Source organism: Amphibacillus xylanus NBRC 15112, from assembly GCF_000307165.1.
In the GTDB taxonomy this organism is placed as follows: domain Bacteria; phylum Bacillota; class Bacilli; order Bacillales; family Amphibacillaceae; genus Amphibacillus; species Amphibacillus xylanus.
Genome location: NC_018704.1, coordinates 70,245 through 89,660, shown reverse-complemented (window position 1 = coordinate 89,660; position 19,416 = coordinate 70,245). Strand labels below are relative to the sequence as shown.

Sequence of the window (19,416 nt, the reverse complement as noted above, 5' to 3'; positions counted from 1 at the left end):
CATTAATCTTCAAATTGATAAAGTGGAGTAGATAAATAGCGCTCCCCATTACTTGGTATAATCGCTAGAACTTTCTTTCCTTTACCAAGTGACTTTGCAACCTGTTTAGCCGCATATAATGCAGCCCCTGAAGAGACTCCACCTAATAACCCTTCAAGTCTAGCCACTTCACGTGATGTTTCATATGCTTGATCATTTGTTACTGTAATAATTTCATCATAAATATCTGTGTCTAATACTTTAGGAATAAAACCAGCACCAATTCCTTGAATCTTATGAGAGCCAGGTTCTTTTCCTGATAATACTGCTGAGTCTGTCGGCTCAACTGCATATAATTTAATATCCTTATACTTTTCCTTCAATACTTTTCCAGCACCAGTAATTGTACCACCCGTTCCAATACCAGCAACAAAAGCATCCAGTTGATCACCCATTTGCTCAACAATTTCTTTTCCTGTTGTTCTTTCGTGAACAAGTGGGTTGGCAAAGTTTTCGAACTGTTGAGGCATAAAGTAGCCTTTCTCTTCACTTAATTCTTTCGCCTTTTTAATAGCTGCATTCATTCCACCTGATCCTGGTGTTAAAATGAGCTCTGCGCCATAAGCACGTAATAAATTTCTTCGTTCTAAACTCATAGTATCCGGCATAACTAAAATTGCACGATACCCTTTTATAGCAGCGACCATGGCAATTCCTATTCCGGTGTTTCCACTTGTTGGTTCAATAATTGTTGAATTCTCATTTAAATATCCTGCTTCTTCAGCTGCTTCGATCATCGCTAATGCAATACGGTCTTTAACTGAGCTGCCTGGATTCATATACTCAAGCTTTGCATAAACTTCTGCGTCTTCGGATCCTGTCAAACGATTTAGCTTCACAATCGGTGTATTACCAATTAATTCTGCAATTGAATTTGCAATTTTCATTAAACACCCTCCTAATTCCGAGTAAACTTATTAGTTTAATAATACATTATGCGGATTTATTTGTCAATATATCCAATCAATATTAAATTCATCCCAAAAATCTTTAATTGATGGTGTTGTTTCTAATTCCTCAATTGCGATTTTAACGCGTATATAATCTTTTAAATCATTAAATCCTAATTCTATTGTTGGCAAATCCCTATGTAAGTATAAGATGACATAACCTTGACTGCTTAAAAACGGTTCACTAAACTGATACTCCTCTATATCCCTTGTTTTTTCAAAATAATTCACCGGTAAAAAGCTACTCTCTTTTGTAAAGAAACCGAGATAACCACCAGCCGACCTTGAATCTTCATCAATACTGTACTCATAAGCTAATGCCTTAAAATCTGCTCCTTCTTCTAACTCTTGATAGACGCGATTAGCGGTTTCAAGATTTTCTACAACGATATGTGATAATTCAACCCTATGCGAGAATTGATACTGAGATTGATACTTATCATAATAAGAGCGCAACTTATCTTCTGAAATAGTCACATCTTTTGCAAATAGCATATCTGTAAGTAAGCGATGCTCGATGTTTTCACGCCATTCTGCCTCAATTTTTTCTACTTTATTTTCTGGTAATTGGCCAACCAATGTGGCTAAGAAAGAGACCTCCAGATCGATTATCTTTGGATCAACAGATAGGTTTTGTTGATTGGCCAACTCTTTAACAACATATCGATCAATCATTTCAGCCAAGGCCTCTTCGCCGTAATTTGTTTCTAAATAGGCTACCCAATCGTCATAGTAAATATCTTGATCATCTATACTTGCCACTGGTTGTTTCACATCAATCTCGTCAACCGGTTCTGTTCCTTCAGTTAAGTCTTCTTTATCATTTTTCATGAATACAACTGTTAAAATATTTGTTACGACTAAAATAACAATAATCCCCATTAATAACTTGCGCATTTTTAGTTCTCCTTAGATTGTTTAAGTTCTATCAGCTCTTCTTTCGTTAACACATATTTTTCATTACAGAAGTGGCATGTCGCTTCTGCGCCTTGATCCACTTCAATCATTTGATTCAGCTCTTCCTCATCAATGCTCGCAATTGCATTCTTAATCCTATCGATAGAACATGTACAACGGAAGTGAATTGGCATTTTGTCTAAGACCTTTACTTCTTCCTTACCAAAAATCTCTTCTAAAATATCCTCTGGGCTTTTTCCAGACTCAATAAGTTTAGAAATAGCTGGTATTGATTTAATTCGTTGTTCAATATAGTCAACCGTTTCATCAGGAGTACCTGGCAAGACTTGAATAATAAATCCACCTGCTGCTAATACAGACTGATCAGGATTGACCAAGACGCCTGCACCTACAGCGGTTGGAATTTGTTCAGAGCTTGCAAAATAATAAGTAAAATCTTCACTAATTTCTCCAGATACAATTGGTACTTGTCCAGTAAAATGTTCTTTCAAACCAAGGTCTTTAACAACACTTATATAACCACTCGTCCCGACAGCACGAGCAACATCTAATTTACCTTTTTCATTTAAATCAAAATCAACATGTGGATTAGTAATATATGCCCTTGCTTCACCCTTAGCATTCGCATCAGCCACGATCGGCCCAGTTGGACCGTCACCTTCAATTTTGACAGTTAACTTATCTTCGCCCTTCAACATTGTACCCATCATGGCGGTAATTGTAATCGTTCTACCTAACGCGGCAGTTGCCGTTGCCCAAGTATCTTGTCGCCTTCTTGCTTCTTCAGCTAATTCTGTTGATTGAATCGCATATGCACGAACAGTGCCGTTACACGATGTTGCTTTAATTAAGTAATCTTTCAAGTCCAAAACTCCTTTTTACTTTACAATTTTATATATTTCCGCTAATCCTTTTAATGTAAGCGACATATCAATTACATCGATTTCATTTGACTGTTGACCGATAAGTTCAGCCAATCCACCAGTTGCAATGACTTTAGGGTTTTGCTTACACTCAGCTTTAATTTTTCGAATGACTGAATCGACTTGGCCTACATAGCCATAATATACTCCGGATTGGATCGCCTCAATCGTAGAAGTACCAATGACTTTTTCCGTCTGTTCAATTTCTACGCGTGGCAATTTAGCTGCTCGATCATATAGCGCATCAACGGATATCTTTATTCCAGGCACTATTGCGCCACCTACGTATGAAGCTGTTTCATCTATATAACAGAAAGTCGTTGCAGTTCCGAAGTCAATAATAATCAACGGTGTGCCATATTCCTTTATCGCACCAACAGCGTTTACAATGCGGTCAGCACCAAGCTCTTTAGGATTTGGATAGGTCATCTTTAAATACTTTTCAATTGGATACTGTCCCACGATGATTGGCTCTACATGAAAATATCTTCTTGCCATATTTTCTAGAGCATACATTATCGGTGGTACTACAGATGAAATAATTATATCGTTAACATCGTTTAACTTTACCCCTTGATATTTAAATAAAGATCTAATCAGCATTGCATACTCATCTTCTGTTTTTTCACGATCAGTTTGAATTCTCCATTTATGAATTAATTGATCATCTTCAAATAGACCAAGTACTGTATTGGTATTCCCTACGTCCAAAACTAATAACATAACTTCACCACTCTTAATTTATTATCTTACCGTAATAATTTCATTTTACTTAATTTTTTATCATTCGCAAAACAATCAGTTCCATTTAATTAGTTGTAACTTAAAATTTGAAAATTACATGTCTATATTATACGTCAAATCTACATTTTCAAACGAAAAACCAGGTTACACCCTATTTCACGGTTTAACCTGGCTTATCATTAATTAGTTGTTTTTGTTATCGTCTGATAAATCAGCTTGATTTTCGTCTGGTTCACTTTGTTCTTGTTCTTGAACCGTAGGCGATTCAACTTCTGCTTCTTCTTTTGCTTGAATCGTTACTTTCACATCTGCTAATTCTTGTTCGCTAACAGGTGTTACTTGTTCCGTTTTAGCATTAGTTTCATCATCTGGCAATTTGCCTGTTTCAAATAGAGATTTAATTTGAGCCTCGTTCAACGTTTCAACCTCTAATAACGTTTGAGCTATAAGCTCTAATTTATCTTTATTTTCAGTTAGGATTTGTCTTGCCTTTTCATAACAAGCATTAATCATTCTTTGCATTTCTTTATCGATTTCATATGCAATCGCATCACTATAGCCTACTTCGCTTTGCATATCGCGGCCTAAGAACACTTGGTCACCACTGCCGTTAAACTGTAATGGACCAATCTTCTCACTCATACCATACTCAGTAACCATTTTACGTACAATACTTGTTGCGCGTTGGAAATCGTTATGTGCACCTGTGCTCACTTCACCAAAAATTATTTCTTCGGCTACTCGACCACCTAGTAAACCTGTAACTTTATCAAGAAGCTCTGGCTTTGTCATAAAATAGCGATCTTCTCGAGGAAGCATGACAGCATAACCACCCGCTTGCCCACGAGGGACAATTGTTACCTTATGAACCAAGTCAGCTTCATCTAAAACTAAACCAATAATTGTATGACCACTTTCGTGATATGCAACAATATTTCGTTCTTTTTGCGAAATGACTCGACTCTTCTTCGCAGGACCTGCAATAACGCGATCTGTTGCCTCGTCAATATCTTCTAGTTCAATTTGCTTCTTATCAGTTCTTGCCGCAACTAATGCTGCTTCATTTAATAAGTTCTCTAAATCAGCACCTGAGAAACCAGGCGTACGCATCGCAATTGTTTTTAAATCAATTTCTGGCGATAACGGCTTATTACGAGCATGAACTCTTAGAATAGCCTCTCGTCCTTTTAGATCAGGGCGATCAACCCTAATTTGTCGATCAAATCGACCTGGACGTAATAATGCGGGGTCTAAAATATCTGGCCTGTTAGTTGCTGCAAGGATAATAATCCCTTCATTATCACCAAAACCGTCCATTTCAACAAGCAACTGGTTTAAAGTTTGTTCTCGTTCATCATGACCTCCACCTACTCCAGCTCCACGCTGGCGACCAACGGCGTCAATCTCATCAATAAATATAATACATGGGGCATTCTTTTTAGCATTTTCGAATAAATCTCGAACACGTGAAGCACCCACACCTACAAACATTTCAACAAAGTCTGAACCACTAATTGAGAAGAATGGTACTCCAGCTTCTCCAGCTACTGCTCTGGCAAGTAAAGTTTTACCCGTTCCCGGAGGACCGACTAACAGCATCCCTTTAGGAATTTTTGCACCAATGGCAGTAAATTTCCGTGGATCTTTTAAGAAGTCAACAACTTCAACAAGCTCTTGCTTTTCTTCATCTGCACCAGCAACATCTTCAAAGCGAACTTTTTTCTTATCTTCTCGATACATTTTAGCTCTACTCTTACCAAAGTTCATTACCTTGTTGCCGCCGCCCTGCGAATTATTCATTAAGAAGACAAAGATGACAATCACAATAATGAATGGTGCTAAAGTGAGTAAGAAGCTCACCCACGGACTTGGTTGCTCTTCTTCTTTAATTTCAAGAACACCGAGATTTGAACCTTGCACCGTTATACTCGCTACAATGTCCGGATTATCAGGAACATTAGTAATAAATTCAGTTTTATCCTTATCATTAAGGACACCCGTCACTCGCATAACACCGTTTGACGGACGCATTTCCATACTTTCAATTTCTTCATTGCTCAATACTTCAACAAATTCATTAAATTTTAATTCTTTTGTTCTATTGACTTGCCCTGTTATTAACTGCATAGCAGAAATAATGACAAGAAAAATAACAAAATAAAAAATTAAATTTCGCGTTAAACGCTTCATTACTTTCCTCCTCCCAAAACGAGAAAACTACAGTACATCGTACCATAGAAAAAACAGTCCTGACAAATATATTGCCACTATTATTTCTATAATCACGTGCATTTATGCTACTCTCATTGGTATTTCAATAATCATCATTTACAATTTCTAAATTAACGTTAAATACTTCAACTTACTTTAGTCATTCTATGCAAAGTGCAATCAGATTTATTCTGCACCATATACATGTGGTTTTAACACACCAATATAAGGGAGGTTACGGTATTTCTCTTGATAATCTAAACCATATCCAACAACAAATTCATTAGGTACTTTAAAACCAACCACGTCTGCTTTTATATCAACCGTTCTGCCCGCAGGTTTATCTAGTAAAGTAACAATTTTAATCGAACGTGCCTTGCGGTATTTGAACAGATCAACTAAATAGCTAAGTGTCAGACCTGAATCAATAATATCTTCAATGATCAACAAATCTCGACCTTCAACTTTAGTATTTAGATCTTTTTCAATTTTCACTTCTCCAGATGAAGTTGTGCCACCGCCGTAACTAGAGACATCCATAAAATCCATTTCAAGATACGTATCCATATGTCGAAGAATGTCTGACATAAATGGTAATGCACCTTTTAAAACGCCAATGGCTAACGGGAATCTATCTTTATATTCTTCCGCTAGTTGTTTCCCTAATTCCCGACATTTCTCTTGAATTTCTTCTTCTGTTACAAGTATTTTTTCAATATCATTGTGCATAAAAGCCCTCCTAAAAATCGATGTTCTCTCGATGTGTTATCTTCAAATATTGTGTTGCCTCTACTTGCATATAGCGATCACTTTTTTCAAGACCAACGACCCAAAGAATATGATTATCCCCCGTTATTAAAATTGGCCATTGTTCTCGCTTAGCTAAAGGTATTTTTTCATCTATAAAGATTCTGCTAACTTTTTTCCTACCGTTAAGGTGAACTAAGTAAATTCGATCTCCTGGTAGACGAGACCGAACGGACAAATCAGGTAATTGACCGTTAATAATCGGAATGTAAAAAATAGATCGGGTATCTTCTGTTGATTCAATCGTATCAACTACTTCTGTAATTAATTCATCATGATTTGGTAATGCCATTTTTCCTGGAATTATCAATGGAATGTGATAGTTCTTTTTCGTATCCTCTTTAAATTGAAAGGTTACGAATTGATATGACTTAATCATTTCTAATTGTAGTGGCAAATCAATAGATAGACTGGCTTGATGATGATTAATTAAGTCAAAGAATTGATTTTCGTGTCTATAATTTAACCGATCTGGTAGCTCTTCATATAGATATTCTAATATTAGATGAAACAACCTTCTTTGTAAAGCACGAGGGTGTTTTATTAAGTCATTAATTCGAACGGTTACCTTTTTGGGGTTACGCGAAAAAGTTAACAGTTCTTGACTTAATTTTTTTGCTTGAATATTTAAATATTGACTATCTTCTGCTATTTTATCAGTCATATGCAAAATTGTTTCAGTTAAATTTGGATTCTTTTGTTTTAATAGTGGTAAGACGTGTAGGCGAAAGTAATTTCTCGTATAGGTATCTTGTTCATTCGATTGATCACGCCTTGGTATGATCCCCTGTTGTTCACAGTATTGCTCAATCGTCTCTTTAGTGATTGACAAAAATGGCCGAATCAAAACTCCTGTAGAAAAATCGCGTTTGTTTTTTATCCCTTGTAAAGAATCAAGATGTGTCCCTCTAGTTAATCGCATAAAGACAGTTTCTACCTGGTCGTCTGCATGATGGGCTAAAGCTAAATAATCAGCTTGATAACTTTTCATCAGCTGATTAAACGCTTGATATCTTAAAATCCTCGAAGCTTCTTGAGTACCTAATTTATGAGCTTTTTGATACTCTTTGACGTTTATTTGCTTCGTTTCAAATTGGATTTGATTTTGTAAACAGTAATTCCTAACGTACTCTACATCTTGAAGCGACGCTTCTCCTCTTAACCCATGCTCTACCGTAACGGCAATTAAGTCCAAATTAAATAAACTTCGTTTTGTTAACAAATAATGAAGTAAGGCCATTGAATCAGGTCCGCCTGAAACACCAATCATAATCTTTGAATTGGGCTTAATTAGCTGATGTTTTTCAATATAGCGATCAACTTCTGTCACTAGCATATTAATACCTTCTTTAAATTTGATATATTCTGCTAACTATCGTATCAAAAAAAATCATGATTTTAAAGCAATGCATGACTAAAATTAACTGTTAATTGCTATCTATTAAATACAGAGTAACAGCTAGAATAAATAACTAATTAAACCCGTTATCAAACTAATCATAGATAAGATTACAATTTCAATCCAACTGACCTGATTATCATAGTTTGCAAGTGATTGATTAGGTTGCCTTCTTTGCATTCTTCTTAAATGGTATTTTTCTAAATCCCGCTTCATCTCGAAACAACTTTTATACTTCCCTAATAGAGCTCGTTCTAAAAACAACTGATAATTTGCTAAAGACTTAGACTGCTTTAGTTTATTTAACAGTTGTCGCCTAGGTTGATCAGTTTTTTTGAATTGATTAGGATACACACAATGTATTGCTACCATCGCTAAAGAAAACAAATCATATTTTGGTTCTGCCTTTCGATCACCAAATTTCCAATATCCTCTATCATAAAAGTCAGTATATTCTTTAACTGATCGACCAAATGATGTGACACCACCTACATCAATAAAGCGAAGTCGGATTGGACTTTTCGTTACAATTAAGTTGTCTATCTTTAAATCCCCTAAGACAAACCCTAATTGATGAAGTTTCTCTAATTCTGATAACAACTGACAAAGTAAGACAGCGAGCCAATCAATTCCTTTGCTTGAAATAAACTGATCAAGCCGTTCACCGTGTACATACTCCATAGTATAGAAAGGATAACTTTGACCGCTTCTACTAATCCAATCATCAGTATCAAACAAAGAAGGTCCTGGGGTTGACCCATGGACCTTAGTGAGTTTTTTTAATACGTTGACTTCAGAAGAGATTGATGCTATTTGATCGCTAATTTTTAACGCAGCAAATTGACCATCTCTATTTTTAACTAAATAGACTGCACCAATCGCCCCTTTTCCAAGTAAGCGCAAGATCGTATAGGTCTGCTTGTTCCACTTCCCTATAATTTGACTCCCAACTGGCAAATTAAATGCCGAAGTCGACTTCTTCTGACTTAACATCTCTTCTCAAACTCCTTAATAAACCAGTTTGACTAAATGCATATAACGCTTCTTTTAGTGCGGGGCCTGTAGGTGTCATTCCACCGCTCGTTAATTTAGGGAAAATTGCTTCTAATTTGTTCAGATTAGCTGACCAATCTAGCACTTTATTAATCGACTTCCTCTTTCCAGGAAACGTATAAACTGAAAATTGATTATCCCCTATTCTTGAATTCATACTAATTGACAAATCTATCAGTGCCTCTTTTACAGTCGGTAACTTCTTCTGCATACTTGCACTCGTATCAACTAAAACTAGCAGTTGTAAATCACTCGTCTCCGTTAAATCTTCGACAACTTCTAGCACCTCACCTCTTTGGTCAGGTGATAAATCCTCGATTGTTTCTTGCTTACCAAGAATCTGTTGTAACTCTTGATTAACTACACTTTGTAGTGTTTGTGTCATTGCTTGTCTCGTAACAGCTTGCACCGTTTGACTAAGTGCTTGCGGGTAGACTATTTGACACACTCCACCACCAGCAGAGGCTATATCCTCAACCTCTGATAGACTATCAGACTCTGATTGACGTTGATCAAGTACACCGATCACATTAACAGTAATACCTTGCTCGTTAATATAGCTTGATACTAAAGTCGGATCTTCCCCTTGATTTGAACAACCATCTGTTATTAATAAAATTTGTTTTAGTTTCCCTTTTCTCATTTCTCCAATTCCTCCTTGGTGTTTGATTATCATCATTGTCACCAGAAGGCCATGATTATATACTAAATTTGAGAAATTTATAGTTTATTAATTAACTTGTGATTGGTATGCAGGAATTGTCGCCCACTTAGATTGGAATTTCTTCACTTTACCTACTAATACGGTCATATCATCCTCAATCAGACCAGACGAATAGCGAATAACCTCCTCTAGTAATAAATCCGCCACATCTTGTGGGTCATCTGTTTTAAGCTCTTTGATAATGCGCTTTAACCAGATCGATTGATTCTCAACGACTTTAGGTGCTTCAAAGATGCCATCACTCGTCATTATTAATAAATCTCCATCCTGTAGCTGTTCCTCTACTACCTCAACATCAAATTCCTTAACAATTCCGATTGGTAAATTACTAGACTCTATTTGAATAACTTGTCTACCACGCTTAACAAAGCTTGGCGTTGAGCCAATTTTCAGAAATTGTGCATTAGCAGTTTGTAAATCTACCATCGCCAAATCTAACGTTGAGAATACCTCGTCAGTCATCCTTAATGATAATACGGAATTAATGGATTTAATCGCTACTTGTTCATCAATCCCCGATTGTAATATTTGCTGCAACAGTCTTAATGTCTGCATACTTTCCTCACTTGCCCGTCTGCCATTTCCCATACCATCACTAATAGCTAAGGCAAATTTCCCTGCCGCAAGCTCCATAATCGAGTAGCTATCACCAGATATAAATCCTCCATTTTGTGCCGCATGAGCAACACCAACATCTAATTGATACTTTTTAGCTGAGTGGAAGATTAAGAAGCAGTACCCATTAGGCATCGGGGAGACTTCCTCTTCTTTTACAACGACAATTTCATCTAATATATCTGAAAGTATTGGGGCAATTATCTTTTCTCCTTCACCATGATATTGGTACACTGATAACGTCATTTCAATATCAATTTCCCCTTTTTTTAATGAATATATATCGAGTTGTTCAACCTCAATTCCGATTGATTGGAGCGCAGTTAAAATTTGATGTTCTTGCTGATCGTGATAGTCACGTTCATGTACAATCTCTTTTGCGAAGTTGTTCATAACCTCAGATACTCCTAACAGTTGATCCGCAACAAAACGACGGCTTTCACCAACTTGCTTTCTAAGTTGTTGATTAGCATGATAATATGACAGCTCCTCTTTCATAACCGCTTCAATTTTATGCGGTTTAACACAAAATTTATTGAACTTGGCTTCAGTCATGTGTGAAACAGCTCCATTCTCTGTAAGATCACGTTTCATTTGCTTCATATGGTGATACGTATCATCAAAGTGTTCCGACCAACACCACGCTTTTTTAAAACACGTTTGGCAAGTTCTTTCAGTTACATGGCTCAAAAATTCATCTGTCGCCTTTTGATCATCTTCAAAGTCTGCTTGCTCAACTAATTTGCCTGTAAAAGTTTTTGATAAAGCCATAAATACATCTGAAAATTGCTCCATTCTATTTGCTGTGACGTCTCTAAGCTTCTGCAGATATTGCTGTTGCTCTTCAAATTGCTCATGTGTCCCTGGTATATAGCGTGCAAATCTCTCAAGTCTCTTTTTTGGAGTGAGTGAAAAAAGTATAATCGCTAGTAACGTAGAAATCATTGACGGAAAGAGTTGACCTCCTTCTGAACCATAAAACCCTAATAAAAAGGTACCAATAAGTAACCCTAAACTGACGGTTAACCTTTTACCATCCTTCATCAATCCACCTAACAAACCACTAAAAGCAAGTAAACTCATTTGTGCTAAAGTTGGCTCATTAACCAAACTTAAAATTAACCCAATGACTACACCGACAGTCGCACCTATTGTTGGCCCACCTGTAAAAGCGAATAATAGGATTAAATATCTTGAAACAATGTAGTCGAGATTTACTCCCTTTATCACCAAACCAGATAAACCAGCAAGAACAGAAGTAAATAGAATCACGAAGGAAATTAACTCTTCATTTTTCAGGCTTACTTTATATCGTTTAGGTGTTAGTAATGGTGTGCTTTGGATAAAGATTAAAACAAGTACTGCACATAATAATGATTCAACAAAAGAAATAAAAATCCCATAGCCTGTCCAATTACTAGTTAACGTCGTATAGGCAACCCTACTTAAAAAGTTTGAGATGAATACGATATAAGGTAAATACTTTTTTGACTCAACAAGCACTCCCAGCGAGACGAAAAAGCCAAAAAATAAAAAACTAATCATAATAATTAAGCTGTTTGAAATACTGATAGTAACTGCACCCAGTAAACTAACTAATATAACTAAACGACAACGTTCCTTCTTTACTAACCAGACACTTACTAAATAAGCTAGTGAAAAAGGCGTTAACTCACTTAAAATGACTGCTCTTCCAAGCAAAAAGGCAACGACTAATATTAAAATATCCTTTTCTTTAATTATTTGATAAATATGTTCAAGTCTTTTTTTACGACGAGTATTATTATGTTTTTCTTCTACTAGATTTGAAATCATTGCCACTGTCCGCTCACCTCTTTATTAGTATGTTGTCTATTAAAACACAACTAACAGAGATAATTTGTCAAAATTTCAGTTCGAATCAAAAGAATCCTTCGACATTTTCTATTGACACTTTATTAATTATTTTCAAAAAATCTATTGACATAGTTTAAATGCTATTGTATGATATCACTTGTGTCTTTTAAAAATTATATGATGGCGGTGTAGCTCAGCTGGCGAGAGCGTTCGGTTCATACCCGAAAGGTCGTGGGTTCGACTCCCTCCGCCGCTACTAAAACAAAAAAGTGTTTCAACTAAATTTAGTTGAAACACTTTTTTTAATAGATCCACCGTTCGAATAAAGTTAATTGATTTAACACGACCACTCCAATTGTTAAACAGCCCATCAGCACGAGGCTAATTGTATCGCGCATCTGCCAAGATAACCGGCGGAAACTTGAACGCTTCTGACCCGGTTGATAACCTCTTACTTCTAACACATCAGCCATTTCCTCAGCCCGTTTCAATGAACTTGAAAATAGTGGGATAATTAATGGAACTATTTTCTTCATTTGTTCCGTTAGCCGTCCTTCACCAAACTCAACTCCTCTAGCACGTTGAGCATCAAGTACTTTCTGCGTCTCATCTAGTAAATTCGGTATAAAACGTAATGATATTGATAGCATTAATGAAAATTCTGATGTCGAGATCCCAATAAGGCGAAGCGGCTTTAATAGAGCATCAATGGCATCTGTTAAATCGACAGGCTTTGTCGTTAACGTCAAAACTGTTGAGATGAGTATAATTAATACAAATCGATTGAAAGTATAAAAACCTAATAGTAATCCATAACTTGAAATGGCTATCGGTCCTTTACTGACAAATATTGTACCACCTGCTGTAAAGATCACTCGAAAAAAGACAGCCATTAAAATGAGCCATATTAACGGCCTAATTCCTCTTAAGTAGATACGAACTGACACGCCAGTTAATTTAATGACACAAAACACAAATCCAATCATTAATAAATATCCAACAATCGAGTTCACAAAAAATAACAACGCAATAAAATAAATGGCTAAGCATAGCTTTGCTCGTGGATCAAGTTGATGTATTAATGAATTCCCCGGGAAATACCGTCCTAAGATTAATTTGTTCATAATAATTTTTCCTCAATAAGTTGATCAATTAACATAGATTTTGATAGTGAGACTCTTTTAAACTGTATCCCAGTTTTTTGCTCTATTTGTCGTTGCAGATGAACGACATCCGGTAGGTCAAGATCCCACCTTTCCAGCTGACTCTGATTACTAAAGAATGATTCAATCTCTTCATAGCAAACTAATTTACCCTTATCCATTAATAATACATAATCAGCATATTTTAAGACGTCATTCATATCATGCGTCACAACTAAAATCGTCATCGATTCAGTTTGATTTAACGTTTTTAGTAATGAGAAAATTTCCTGTTTTCCTTCTGAGTCTAAACCTGCTCCAGGTTCGTCTAATACTAAAATATCAGGTCTTGTTGCAAGAACACCCGCTAATGCCACACGCCTCTTTTGTCCTCCTGATAATGAAAATGGCGATCTCGATAAAAGATCTTCACTTAACCCGACTTGCTTAAGACTATCTAACACAACTCGATCAACTTGATCACGTGTGAAACCAAAATTTTTCGGACCAAAGGCAATATCATCTGCTACCGTTTCAGCAAAAAGCTGATTCTCAGGAAACTGAAAAACCATCCCGACACGCTTTCTAATCTTATTTAACTCTGAATTCTTAGTTTGTTTATTGATCGTGACTTCTTCAACTTGTACCGATCCTGACGAAGGGATCAATAATCCATTGATTAGTTTAAGCATACTTGTCTTCCCAGCACCTGTTTTTCCTATAACTGCTGAAAATGTCCCCTGAGAGATCTGAAGTGAAAAATCATCAATAATATTCATGGCACGAATTGGGCCTAATTGATAATCAGCTTTAACTTGATCAAATTTTATTTGCATAGCCATTCCACCAATTCATCATTTGTCATATACCTATCGGGCACTTGAATCCCTCGTTGCTTCAGTTTTCTACGGAATTGCTCAGAAAATGGAGGGGTAATCCCCTTATTACGCATAAAAACATCTCGAAGATCACCTTGATCTTTAATTTTACCTTCAGATAGTACAAGTAATCGATCTGCTAATGTTGTTTCAAAATGATCATGTGTAATTGAGATCACAGTTAGCCTATACTGTTGTTGAATCAATTTAAGGTCATATAAGAGCTGTTTTCGACTTTTGGGATCTAACATAATAAACGCTTCATCAAATATCATGATTTCTGGTTCTAGTGCCAACACTCCTGCGATCGCAACTCGTTGCTTTTGGCCACCCGACAATTGAGATGGGTCTTTTTCTCTTAACTCATACATCCCTACTAGCTTTAGAGCTTTCTCTACTCTAATTTTCATCTCTTCGTAAGGTAAGTTTAAATTTTCAAGACTAAAAGCGACATCATCCTGAACAGTTGTGCCAATAAATTGATTATCCGGATTCTGAAACACAATGCCAATCTTTCCTAATAAATTGGATCTGCTTGATTGATCGAAAGACTGTCCATCGACTAGGATTGAACCTGATTCCGGATTTGCTAAACCGACCATTAATCTTGCAAGCGTAGATTTTCCTGATCCATTGGCTCCTAATACCGTTAGCCATTCACCACGCTTTACCGAAAAAGTAACATCCGATAATGCATATTGTTCACTTCTAAGATCATACCGATATGACACATTTTCAAATGTTACGATTTCCTCTTGTCCGTTTCTATTCATCACTTAATCACATCCAAAGTAATGCTATTGATAGCAACACAACTATTGCCCCGTTAATCAGTACTAAGTTTTTTACTGCTACTGAAAATGTTTTATGCTTAATTTGTTCCTTGTTGAAAGCTTTAATATTTTTAAATAACGGAAAAATAATTAGCACAATACCTAATAAAACTACTGGATATATATCTAAAGCTACTGCAACAATAATACTTAAAATGACAAGGATATACAGTAGGTTAAAGAGATAAACCGCGTTCTTTTTCCCAATGTAATAAGGCAAGGTAAAGCGATGGTTTTTAATATCTTCTTCTAAATCGCAAATATTATTGGCTAGCATAAGGTTGGAAATCGTCAACACACTAGGCAAAGAAACCAATGCAATTTCTAACAGCAATAATAGGTTCACATTAAGTTGAGCGATGCCTGCTCCGAAACTGAGATTAGCAATCCCTTCAGTATAAGCATTAATATAAATCGTTAGAAATATAATACCAAAGCCCATTGTCACGCCTGAAAACACTTCCCCTAACGGCATTCGTGACAGTGGAATCGGTCCGAAAGTATAAAAGATCCCAATAGCAAAGCTTAGCATACCGATAAATAACACTAATAAATCTGTTCTGTAAACAAGCCAAATTCCTAAGCCAGTTGATATGATGAGCATCGTCATGATTGTTAACCTAACAAGTGGTAACGGGATGCTCTCCTGACTAATAATGTTATGCTCTCGACGATATTGTTCAGAACTCGCCTTTTTATAATCCATATAGTTATTAATTACTGTTGTTGTTAAATCAAATAAAAGTAGCGCAACAAAGAAAATAAGCGTATTTCTCCAGTCAAAACTTTGATAACGATACGTAACAAATAACGCTCCAATTAAAAACGGGAAGAAGCTTGCTATTTTCGTTTGAATTTCAGCTAGTTTTAAAAACACTTTAAATGACATCTTTATCCTTCTTTCTAATTCTCTATAATCTCAAATTGATCGTTCGTCAATTCGAATTGATCAGCTAAACCTGTACTTAACACAACCTGCCGATCCTTTGTAATGAAAATCGCCTCAGCCCCATCAAAGGATTCAATAAAAGCTTTTCCTTCTTCCAGACCCTTGGCAAATACAACTGTCGATAAAGCGTCTCCGTCAATTGATGCTTTACTTACTATTGTTACACCCGCAATCTCATTATCAAAAGGATATCCTGTAGTTGGATCTAATAAATGGTGATACTTGACCCCATCAACCTCTAGATATCGCTCATATATACCTGATGTAACAATTGACTGATCTGTCGCCTTGATTCCTCCAATAATCTCACCACGTGCTAGAAATGGATTTTGGATTCCTACTGACCATTTATCGCCATTTGAACGATTTCCCATTACAAATATATTTCCACCTAAATCAATAATTGCTGAGGTAACATTTTCAGCAAGAAATAGTTCATGTACCTGATCGGTAATATAGCCCTTAGCAATCGCACCAAAATCAAGTTGCATCCCTTTTTCCATTAAAAATACGGATTGATCTTCCGGGTTCAGTTGAATTTTCTGATCATCTATTAATGGCAATACCTGTTCAATCTCATCTAGTTCTGGTTTTCTCGCATCATCATAGCCAATTCGCCATAAATTCGTTAATGGACCTACCGTGACATCAAATCCACCATCTGATTTTTCACCATAGGCAATACTTTGTTCGATTAAATAATAAAGCTCGTCCGACACTGAAATCGGCTTGACTCCTGCATGTTGATTAATTTGATCAACCTCAGTGCCTTTAATCTCATCACTAATTACATACTCTAATTCTTCAATGAGATCCATTGCCTTTTCAATCACATATTCTTTATCTGCATCATATACGCTTAAATTAACAATCGTCCCCAATAAGAACTTAGTTTGCTTATGTGGCGAATCGAGTAAATTATTCCCATCCGTTGAGCAAGCTGTCAACATGAATAGGCAGATAAATACGACGCATAATAATTTATGTTTAATCATTTAACATATCTCTCCTTAATAGCCGATTTTAAAACATACTAACCAAATCTTATTTAACTATACTAAAATAACATGTTTTGATAATTTTCGAATAATGTTAACAGTTTTTGTTTCTAAATACATGCCTCATTTTAACGTGTTTTATTAGAGAAGTGAATACATTTATCGCCCTTTTTCGTGTTATTTATTTCGCAAATATAAAAACTATGTAAACTTTACACTATTTTTTATATAAAATCTTTAAAAACCCTAGACAAGGCTACAAAACAAGGCTACAATAGTTATCGTTGTTCAGTTATTCACACTGTTTACACTTTGTATTTATAAATTTTTAATAGAGGAGAGGAAAACAATGGCTAACAAAAACATTGTTATCATCGGTGCTGGATATGCTGGTGTCCATGCAGCTAAGAAATTAGCTAAAAAGTTTAAAAAAGATGATTCTATCTCAATTACTTTAATTGACCGCCACTCTTACCATACGATGATGACAGAATTGCACGAAGTAGCGACACATCGCGTTGAACCGGATGCCATTCAGTTTGACCTGCGACGTTTATTTAATCGCACAAAAGTAAATCTTGTCACAGATAATGTGACTCATGTTGATCATGATACAAAAACCGTAAAAACTGAAAACGGTGAGTATCCATTTGATTACTTAATCTTAGGAATGGGTGCAGAGCCAAATGACTTTAAAACTCCAGGCGTTAAAGAACATGCCTTCACATTATGGTCATTTGAAGATGCAATTAGATTAAGATCTCATATTGAAAAAACAGTAGCAGCTGCAGCAGTAGAACATAATGAGGCTAAGCGTCGTGCTATGCTTACATTTGTTGTTTGTGGATCTGGCTTTACTGGAATTGAATTAGTCGGTGAATTTATTGAGTGGAGAGATCGTTTAGCAATAGACAATAAGATTGATCCAGAAGAAATTACTCTATACGTTGTAGAAGCAGCAACAACTATTTTAAACATGCTAGAACGCCGTGAAGCGGATAAAGCAGAAGCATATTTAGTTAAAAATGGTGTTAAAATTTTAAAAAACTCACCAATTGTTGAAGTACGTGAAGATGAAGTAGTTATTATGGATAAATCGACAATTCCAACGTATACATTAGCATGGACAGCCGGTATTCAAGCTAATTCTGATACTGCAGAATACGGTATGGAAAAAGCTCATGCTCGTCGTCTAAAAGTTAATCAGTATATGGAATCTGAACAATATGAAGGTGTCTATGTTGTTGGAGACCTTGCATATTTTGAAGAAGAAGAAGGAAAACCAACACCTCAAATTGTTGAGGCTGCTGAACAAACAGGTTCAACTGCTGCTAAAAATATCATTGCTGATATTACAGGCGGAGAAAAGACTGCTTACGAAGGTAAATACCATGGTATTATGGTATCAATTGGTGCACGCTATGGTGTGGCTAACTTAATGGGTATCCACCTAAGTGGATGGTTTGCAAACTTTGTAAAACACCTTGTGAACCTATTCTACTTATTCACAATTGGCAGTGGATACTACATGTTTAAATATGTACAACACGAATTCTTCCAAACGAGAGACAAACGTAATATATTCCGTAATCTCTTAACACGTTATGGAAATGTCCTTTGGAGCTTACCACTTCGTATATTTGTCGGTGCCTTTTGGTTAGCAGAAGGTGGCGCTAAATTATGGGGTCAGGAAATCTGGCAGAAAGCAACTTCAAGCTTTAGTGACTTACCATTGTTATTTAAAGGTATTGGTGAGGACTCATGGTTACGTACGTCAACTGTAAACATGACATACCCTTGGCTACAAGATCCTACTAGTGGTGCAACAGACGCAGCAACAGATTGGGCAGAGCCTATCTTAAGTGAAATGCCTGGTTGGTTTGCTTGGATCATGGAAATTATGATGCCAAATGTTGAAGTAGCTCTATTTATGCAAAAAATGATGGTATTCATTGAAATCGCGATTGGTCTTGCAATTATCTTTGGTTTATTTACATGGTTAGCTAACGCAGCAAGTGTTGCTTTCCTAACAATGTTTACTCTATCTGCTATGCTTGGTTGGGATAAAGTTTGGGCTCTACCAGCGTCTATCGCTTTAATGAATGGATCAGGTAGAACGTTCGGTCTTGATTACTGGGTAATTCCATATGTTCAAAATAAATTAGGCCGCTTCTGGTACGGAAAAGAACAATCGATCTATCGAGACAAGTAATTGTTTAATTAAATATTTTTAAAATTGATCAGCGAAAGGCTCTTTTATAAAGAGTCTCTCGCTATCTTATTTTTATCATGTATAATTATTATGTTACGACTAATTTTAAGCTTAGACATATGACCCAAAAATTTCGTTCTTTACAAATAATTAACCCTGATAATTATCAGTCTGAAATGGGGGCA

16 protein-coding genes and 1 tRNA gene are annotated in these 19,416 nt (G+C 36.1%); 2 read left to right on the top strand and 15 right to left on the bottom strand.

Going from position 1 to position 19,416, the window contains the following annotated elements; genetic code table 11:
• Positions 1-2: 2 nt before the first annotated feature.
• The 10 genes from cysK to spoIIE all read right to left on the bottom strand — a co-directional run bounded on the left by cysK (position 3) and on the right by spoIIE (position 12,198).
• Positions 3-926 (bottom strand): cysteine synthase A, encoded by a 924-nt coding sequence (gene cysK / locus AXY_RS00435; protein WP_015008825.1) that lies wholly within the window; start codon positions 924-926, stop codon positions 3-5.
• A 63-nt stretch (positions 927-989) separates the two neighbouring features.
• Positions 990-1,886: a peptidylprolyl isomerase gene (locus AXY_RS00430; RefSeq protein ID WP_015008824.1), complete on the bottom strand. Its 897-nt coding sequence runs from the start codon at positions 1,884-1,886 to the stop codon at positions 990-992.
• A 2-nt stretch (positions 1,887-1,888) separates the two neighbouring features.
• A complete protein-coding gene (gene hslO / locus AXY_RS00425) occupies positions 1,889-2,770 on the bottom strand; it encodes an Hsp33 family molecular chaperone HslO (protein WP_015008823.1) in 882 nt (293 codons plus the stop codon).
• A 15-nt stretch (positions 2,771-2,785) separates the two neighbouring features.
• Entirely contained in the window at positions 2,786-3,553 is a 768-nt protein-coding gene (locus AXY_RS00420; RefSeq protein WP_015008822.1) for a type III pantothenate kinase, read from the bottom strand.
• Between the two features lie 204 nt (positions 3,554-3,757).
• Positions 3,758-5,764 carry an ATP-dependent zinc metalloprotease FtsH gene (ftsH, locus tag AXY_RS00415; RefSeq protein ID WP_015008821.1) on the bottom strand — a complete coding sequence of 669 codons (2,007 nt, stop codon included), beginning with the start codon at positions 5,762-5,764 and terminating at the stop codon, positions 3,758-3,760.
• A 207-nt stretch (positions 5,765-5,971) separates the two neighbouring features.
• Complete coding sequence (gene hpt, locus AXY_RS00410; protein WP_015008820.1) at positions 5,972-6,514, bottom strand: hypoxanthine phosphoribosyltransferase; 543 nt, start codon at positions 6,512-6,514, stop codon at positions 5,972-5,974.
• 10 nt (positions 6,515-6,524) lie between these two features.
• Positions 6,525-7,928 carry a tRNA lysidine(34) synthetase TilS gene (gene tilS, locus AXY_RS00405; RefSeq protein ID WP_015008819.1) on the bottom strand — a complete coding sequence of 468 codons (1,404 nt, stop codon included), beginning with the start codon at positions 7,926-7,928 and terminating at the stop codon, positions 6,525-6,527.
• Between the two features lie 123 nt (positions 7,929-8,051).
• Positions 8,052-8,984, bottom strand: a complete 933-nt coding sequence (locus AXY_RS00400; RefSeq protein WP_041450058.1) for a protein kinase domain-containing protein — start codon at positions 8,982-8,984, stop codon at positions 8,052-8,054.
• On the bottom strand, positions 8,950-9,687 hold the full coding sequence (locus AXY_RS00395; protein ID WP_015008817.1) for a vWA domain-containing protein: 738 nt from the start codon (positions 9,685-9,687) through the stop codon (positions 8,950-8,952). The genes AXY_RS00400 and AXY_RS00395 overlap by 35 nt, the downstream gene beginning before the upstream one ends.
• Before the next feature lie 87 nt (positions 9,688-9,774).
• Complete coding sequence (gene spoIIE, locus AXY_RS00390) at positions 9,775-12,198, bottom strand: stage II sporulation protein E (protein ID WP_041450209.1); 2,424 nt, start codon at positions 12,196-12,198, stop codon at positions 9,775-9,777.
• 203 nt (positions 12,199-12,401) lie between these two features.
• On the opposite strand from spoIIE, the gene AXY_RS00385 reads away from it, so the two are divergent.
• Positions 12,402-12,475: transfer RNA gene (locus AXY_RS00385), tRNA-Met, on the top strand.
• A gap of 46 nt (positions 12,476-12,521) precedes the next feature.
• On the opposite strand, the gene AXY_RS00380 is transcribed toward AXY_RS00385, so the two are convergent.
• From AXY_RS00380 to AXY_RS00360, 5 genes are read right to left on the bottom strand one after another with little or no spacing between them, the layout of a single operon-like run.
• Positions 12,522-13,343, bottom strand: coding sequence for an energy-coupling factor transporter transmembrane component T family protein (locus tag AXY_RS00380; RefSeq protein WP_015008815.1), 822 nt, complete (start codon positions 13,341-13,343; stop codon positions 12,522-12,524).
• Entirely contained in the window at positions 13,340-14,197 is an 858-nt protein-coding gene (locus AXY_RS00375) for an energy-coupling factor transporter ATPase (RefSeq protein ID WP_015008814.1), read from the bottom strand. Before AXY_RS00375 ends, AXY_RS00380 begins: the two co-directional genes overlap by 4 nt.
• Complete coding sequence (locus tag AXY_RS00370; RefSeq protein ID WP_015008813.1) at positions 14,188-15,012, bottom strand: energy-coupling factor transporter ATPase; 825 nt, start codon at positions 15,010-15,012, stop codon at positions 14,188-14,190. The genes AXY_RS00375 and AXY_RS00370 overlap by 10 nt, the downstream gene beginning before the upstream one ends.
• A 7-nt stretch (positions 15,013-15,019) precedes the next feature.
• The gene (gene menA / locus AXY_RS00365) at positions 15,020-15,961 is read right to left on the bottom strand and encodes a 1,4-dihydroxy-2-naphthoate polyprenyltransferase (RefSeq protein WP_015008812.1); all 942 of its coding nucleotides are present in this window, start codon (positions 15,959-15,961) and stop codon (positions 15,020-15,022) included.
• 14 nt (positions 15,962-15,975) lie between these two features.
• A complete protein-coding gene (locus tag AXY_RS00360) occupies positions 15,976-17,016 on the bottom strand; it encodes an FAD:protein FMN transferase (protein WP_015008811.1) in 1,041 nt (346 codons plus the stop codon).
• A 352-nt stretch (positions 17,017-17,368) separates the two neighbouring features.
• Between AXY_RS00360 and AXY_RS00355 the strand changes: the two genes are divergently transcribed.
• Positions 17,369-19,231: an FAD-dependent oxidoreductase gene (locus tag AXY_RS00355; RefSeq protein WP_015008810.1), complete on the top strand. Its 1,863-nt coding sequence runs from the start codon at positions 17,369-17,371 to the stop codon at positions 19,229-19,231.
• Positions 19,232-19,416 lie beyond the last annotated feature (185 nt).

Bases quoted from the DNA above. Each gene is read 5' to 3' on its own strand.
- AXY_RS00400 (WP_041450058.1), bottom strand. From the start codon at position 8,984: ATGTTAAGTCAGAAGAAGTCGACTTCGGCATTTAATTTGCCAGTTGGG.
- tilS (WP_015008819.1), bottom strand. From the start codon at position 7,928: ATGCTAGTGACAGAAGTTGATCGCTATATTGAAAAACATCAGCTAATT.
- AXY_RS00380 (WP_015008815.1), bottom strand. From the start codon at position 13,343: ATGAACAAATTAATCTTAGGACGGTATTTCCCGGGGAATTCATTAATA.
- AXY_RS00360 (WP_015008811.1), bottom strand. From the start codon at position 17,016: ATGATTAAACATAAATTATTATGCGTCGTATTTATCTGCCTATTCATG.
- AXY_RS00420 (WP_015008822.1), bottom strand. From the start codon at position 3,553: ATGTTATTAGTTTTGGACGTAGGGAATACCAATACAGTACTTGGTCTA.
- AXY_RS00355 (WP_015008810.1), top strand. From the start codon at position 17,369: ATGGCTAACAAAAACATTGTTATCATCGGTGCTGGATATGCTGGTGTC.
- AXY_RS00430 (WP_015008824.1), bottom strand. From the start codon at position 1,886: ATGCGCAAGTTATTAATGGGGATTATTGTTATTTTAGTCGTAACAAAT.
- ftsH (WP_015008821.1), bottom strand. From the start codon at position 5,764: ATGAAGCGTTTAACGCGAAATTTAATTTTTTATTTTGTTATTTTTCTT.
- menA (WP_015008812.1), bottom strand. From the start codon at position 15,961: ATGTCATTTAAAGTGTTTTTAAAACTAGCTGAAATTCAAACGAAAATA.
- AXY_RS00370 (WP_015008813.1), bottom strand. From the start codon at position 15,012: ATGAATAGAAACGGACAAGAGGAAATCGTAACATTTGAAAATGTGTCA.
- spoIIE (WP_041450209.1), bottom strand. From the start codon at position 12,198: ATGATTTCAAATCTAGTAGAAGAAAAACATAATAATACTCGTCGTAAA.
- AXY_RS00395 (WP_015008817.1), bottom strand. From the start codon at position 9,687: ATGAGAAAAGGGAAACTAAAACAAATTTTATTAATAACAGATGGTTGT.
- cysK (WP_015008825.1), bottom strand. From the start codon at position 926: ATGAAAATTGCAAATTCAATTGCAGAATTAATTGGTAATACACCGATT.
- AXY_RS00375 (WP_015008814.1), bottom strand. From the start codon at position 14,197: ATGCAAATAAAATTTGATCAAGTTAAAGCTGATTATCAATTAGGCCCA.
- hpt (WP_015008820.1), bottom strand. From the start codon at position 6,514: ATGCACAATGATATTGAAAAAATACTTGTAACAGAAGAAGAAATTCAA.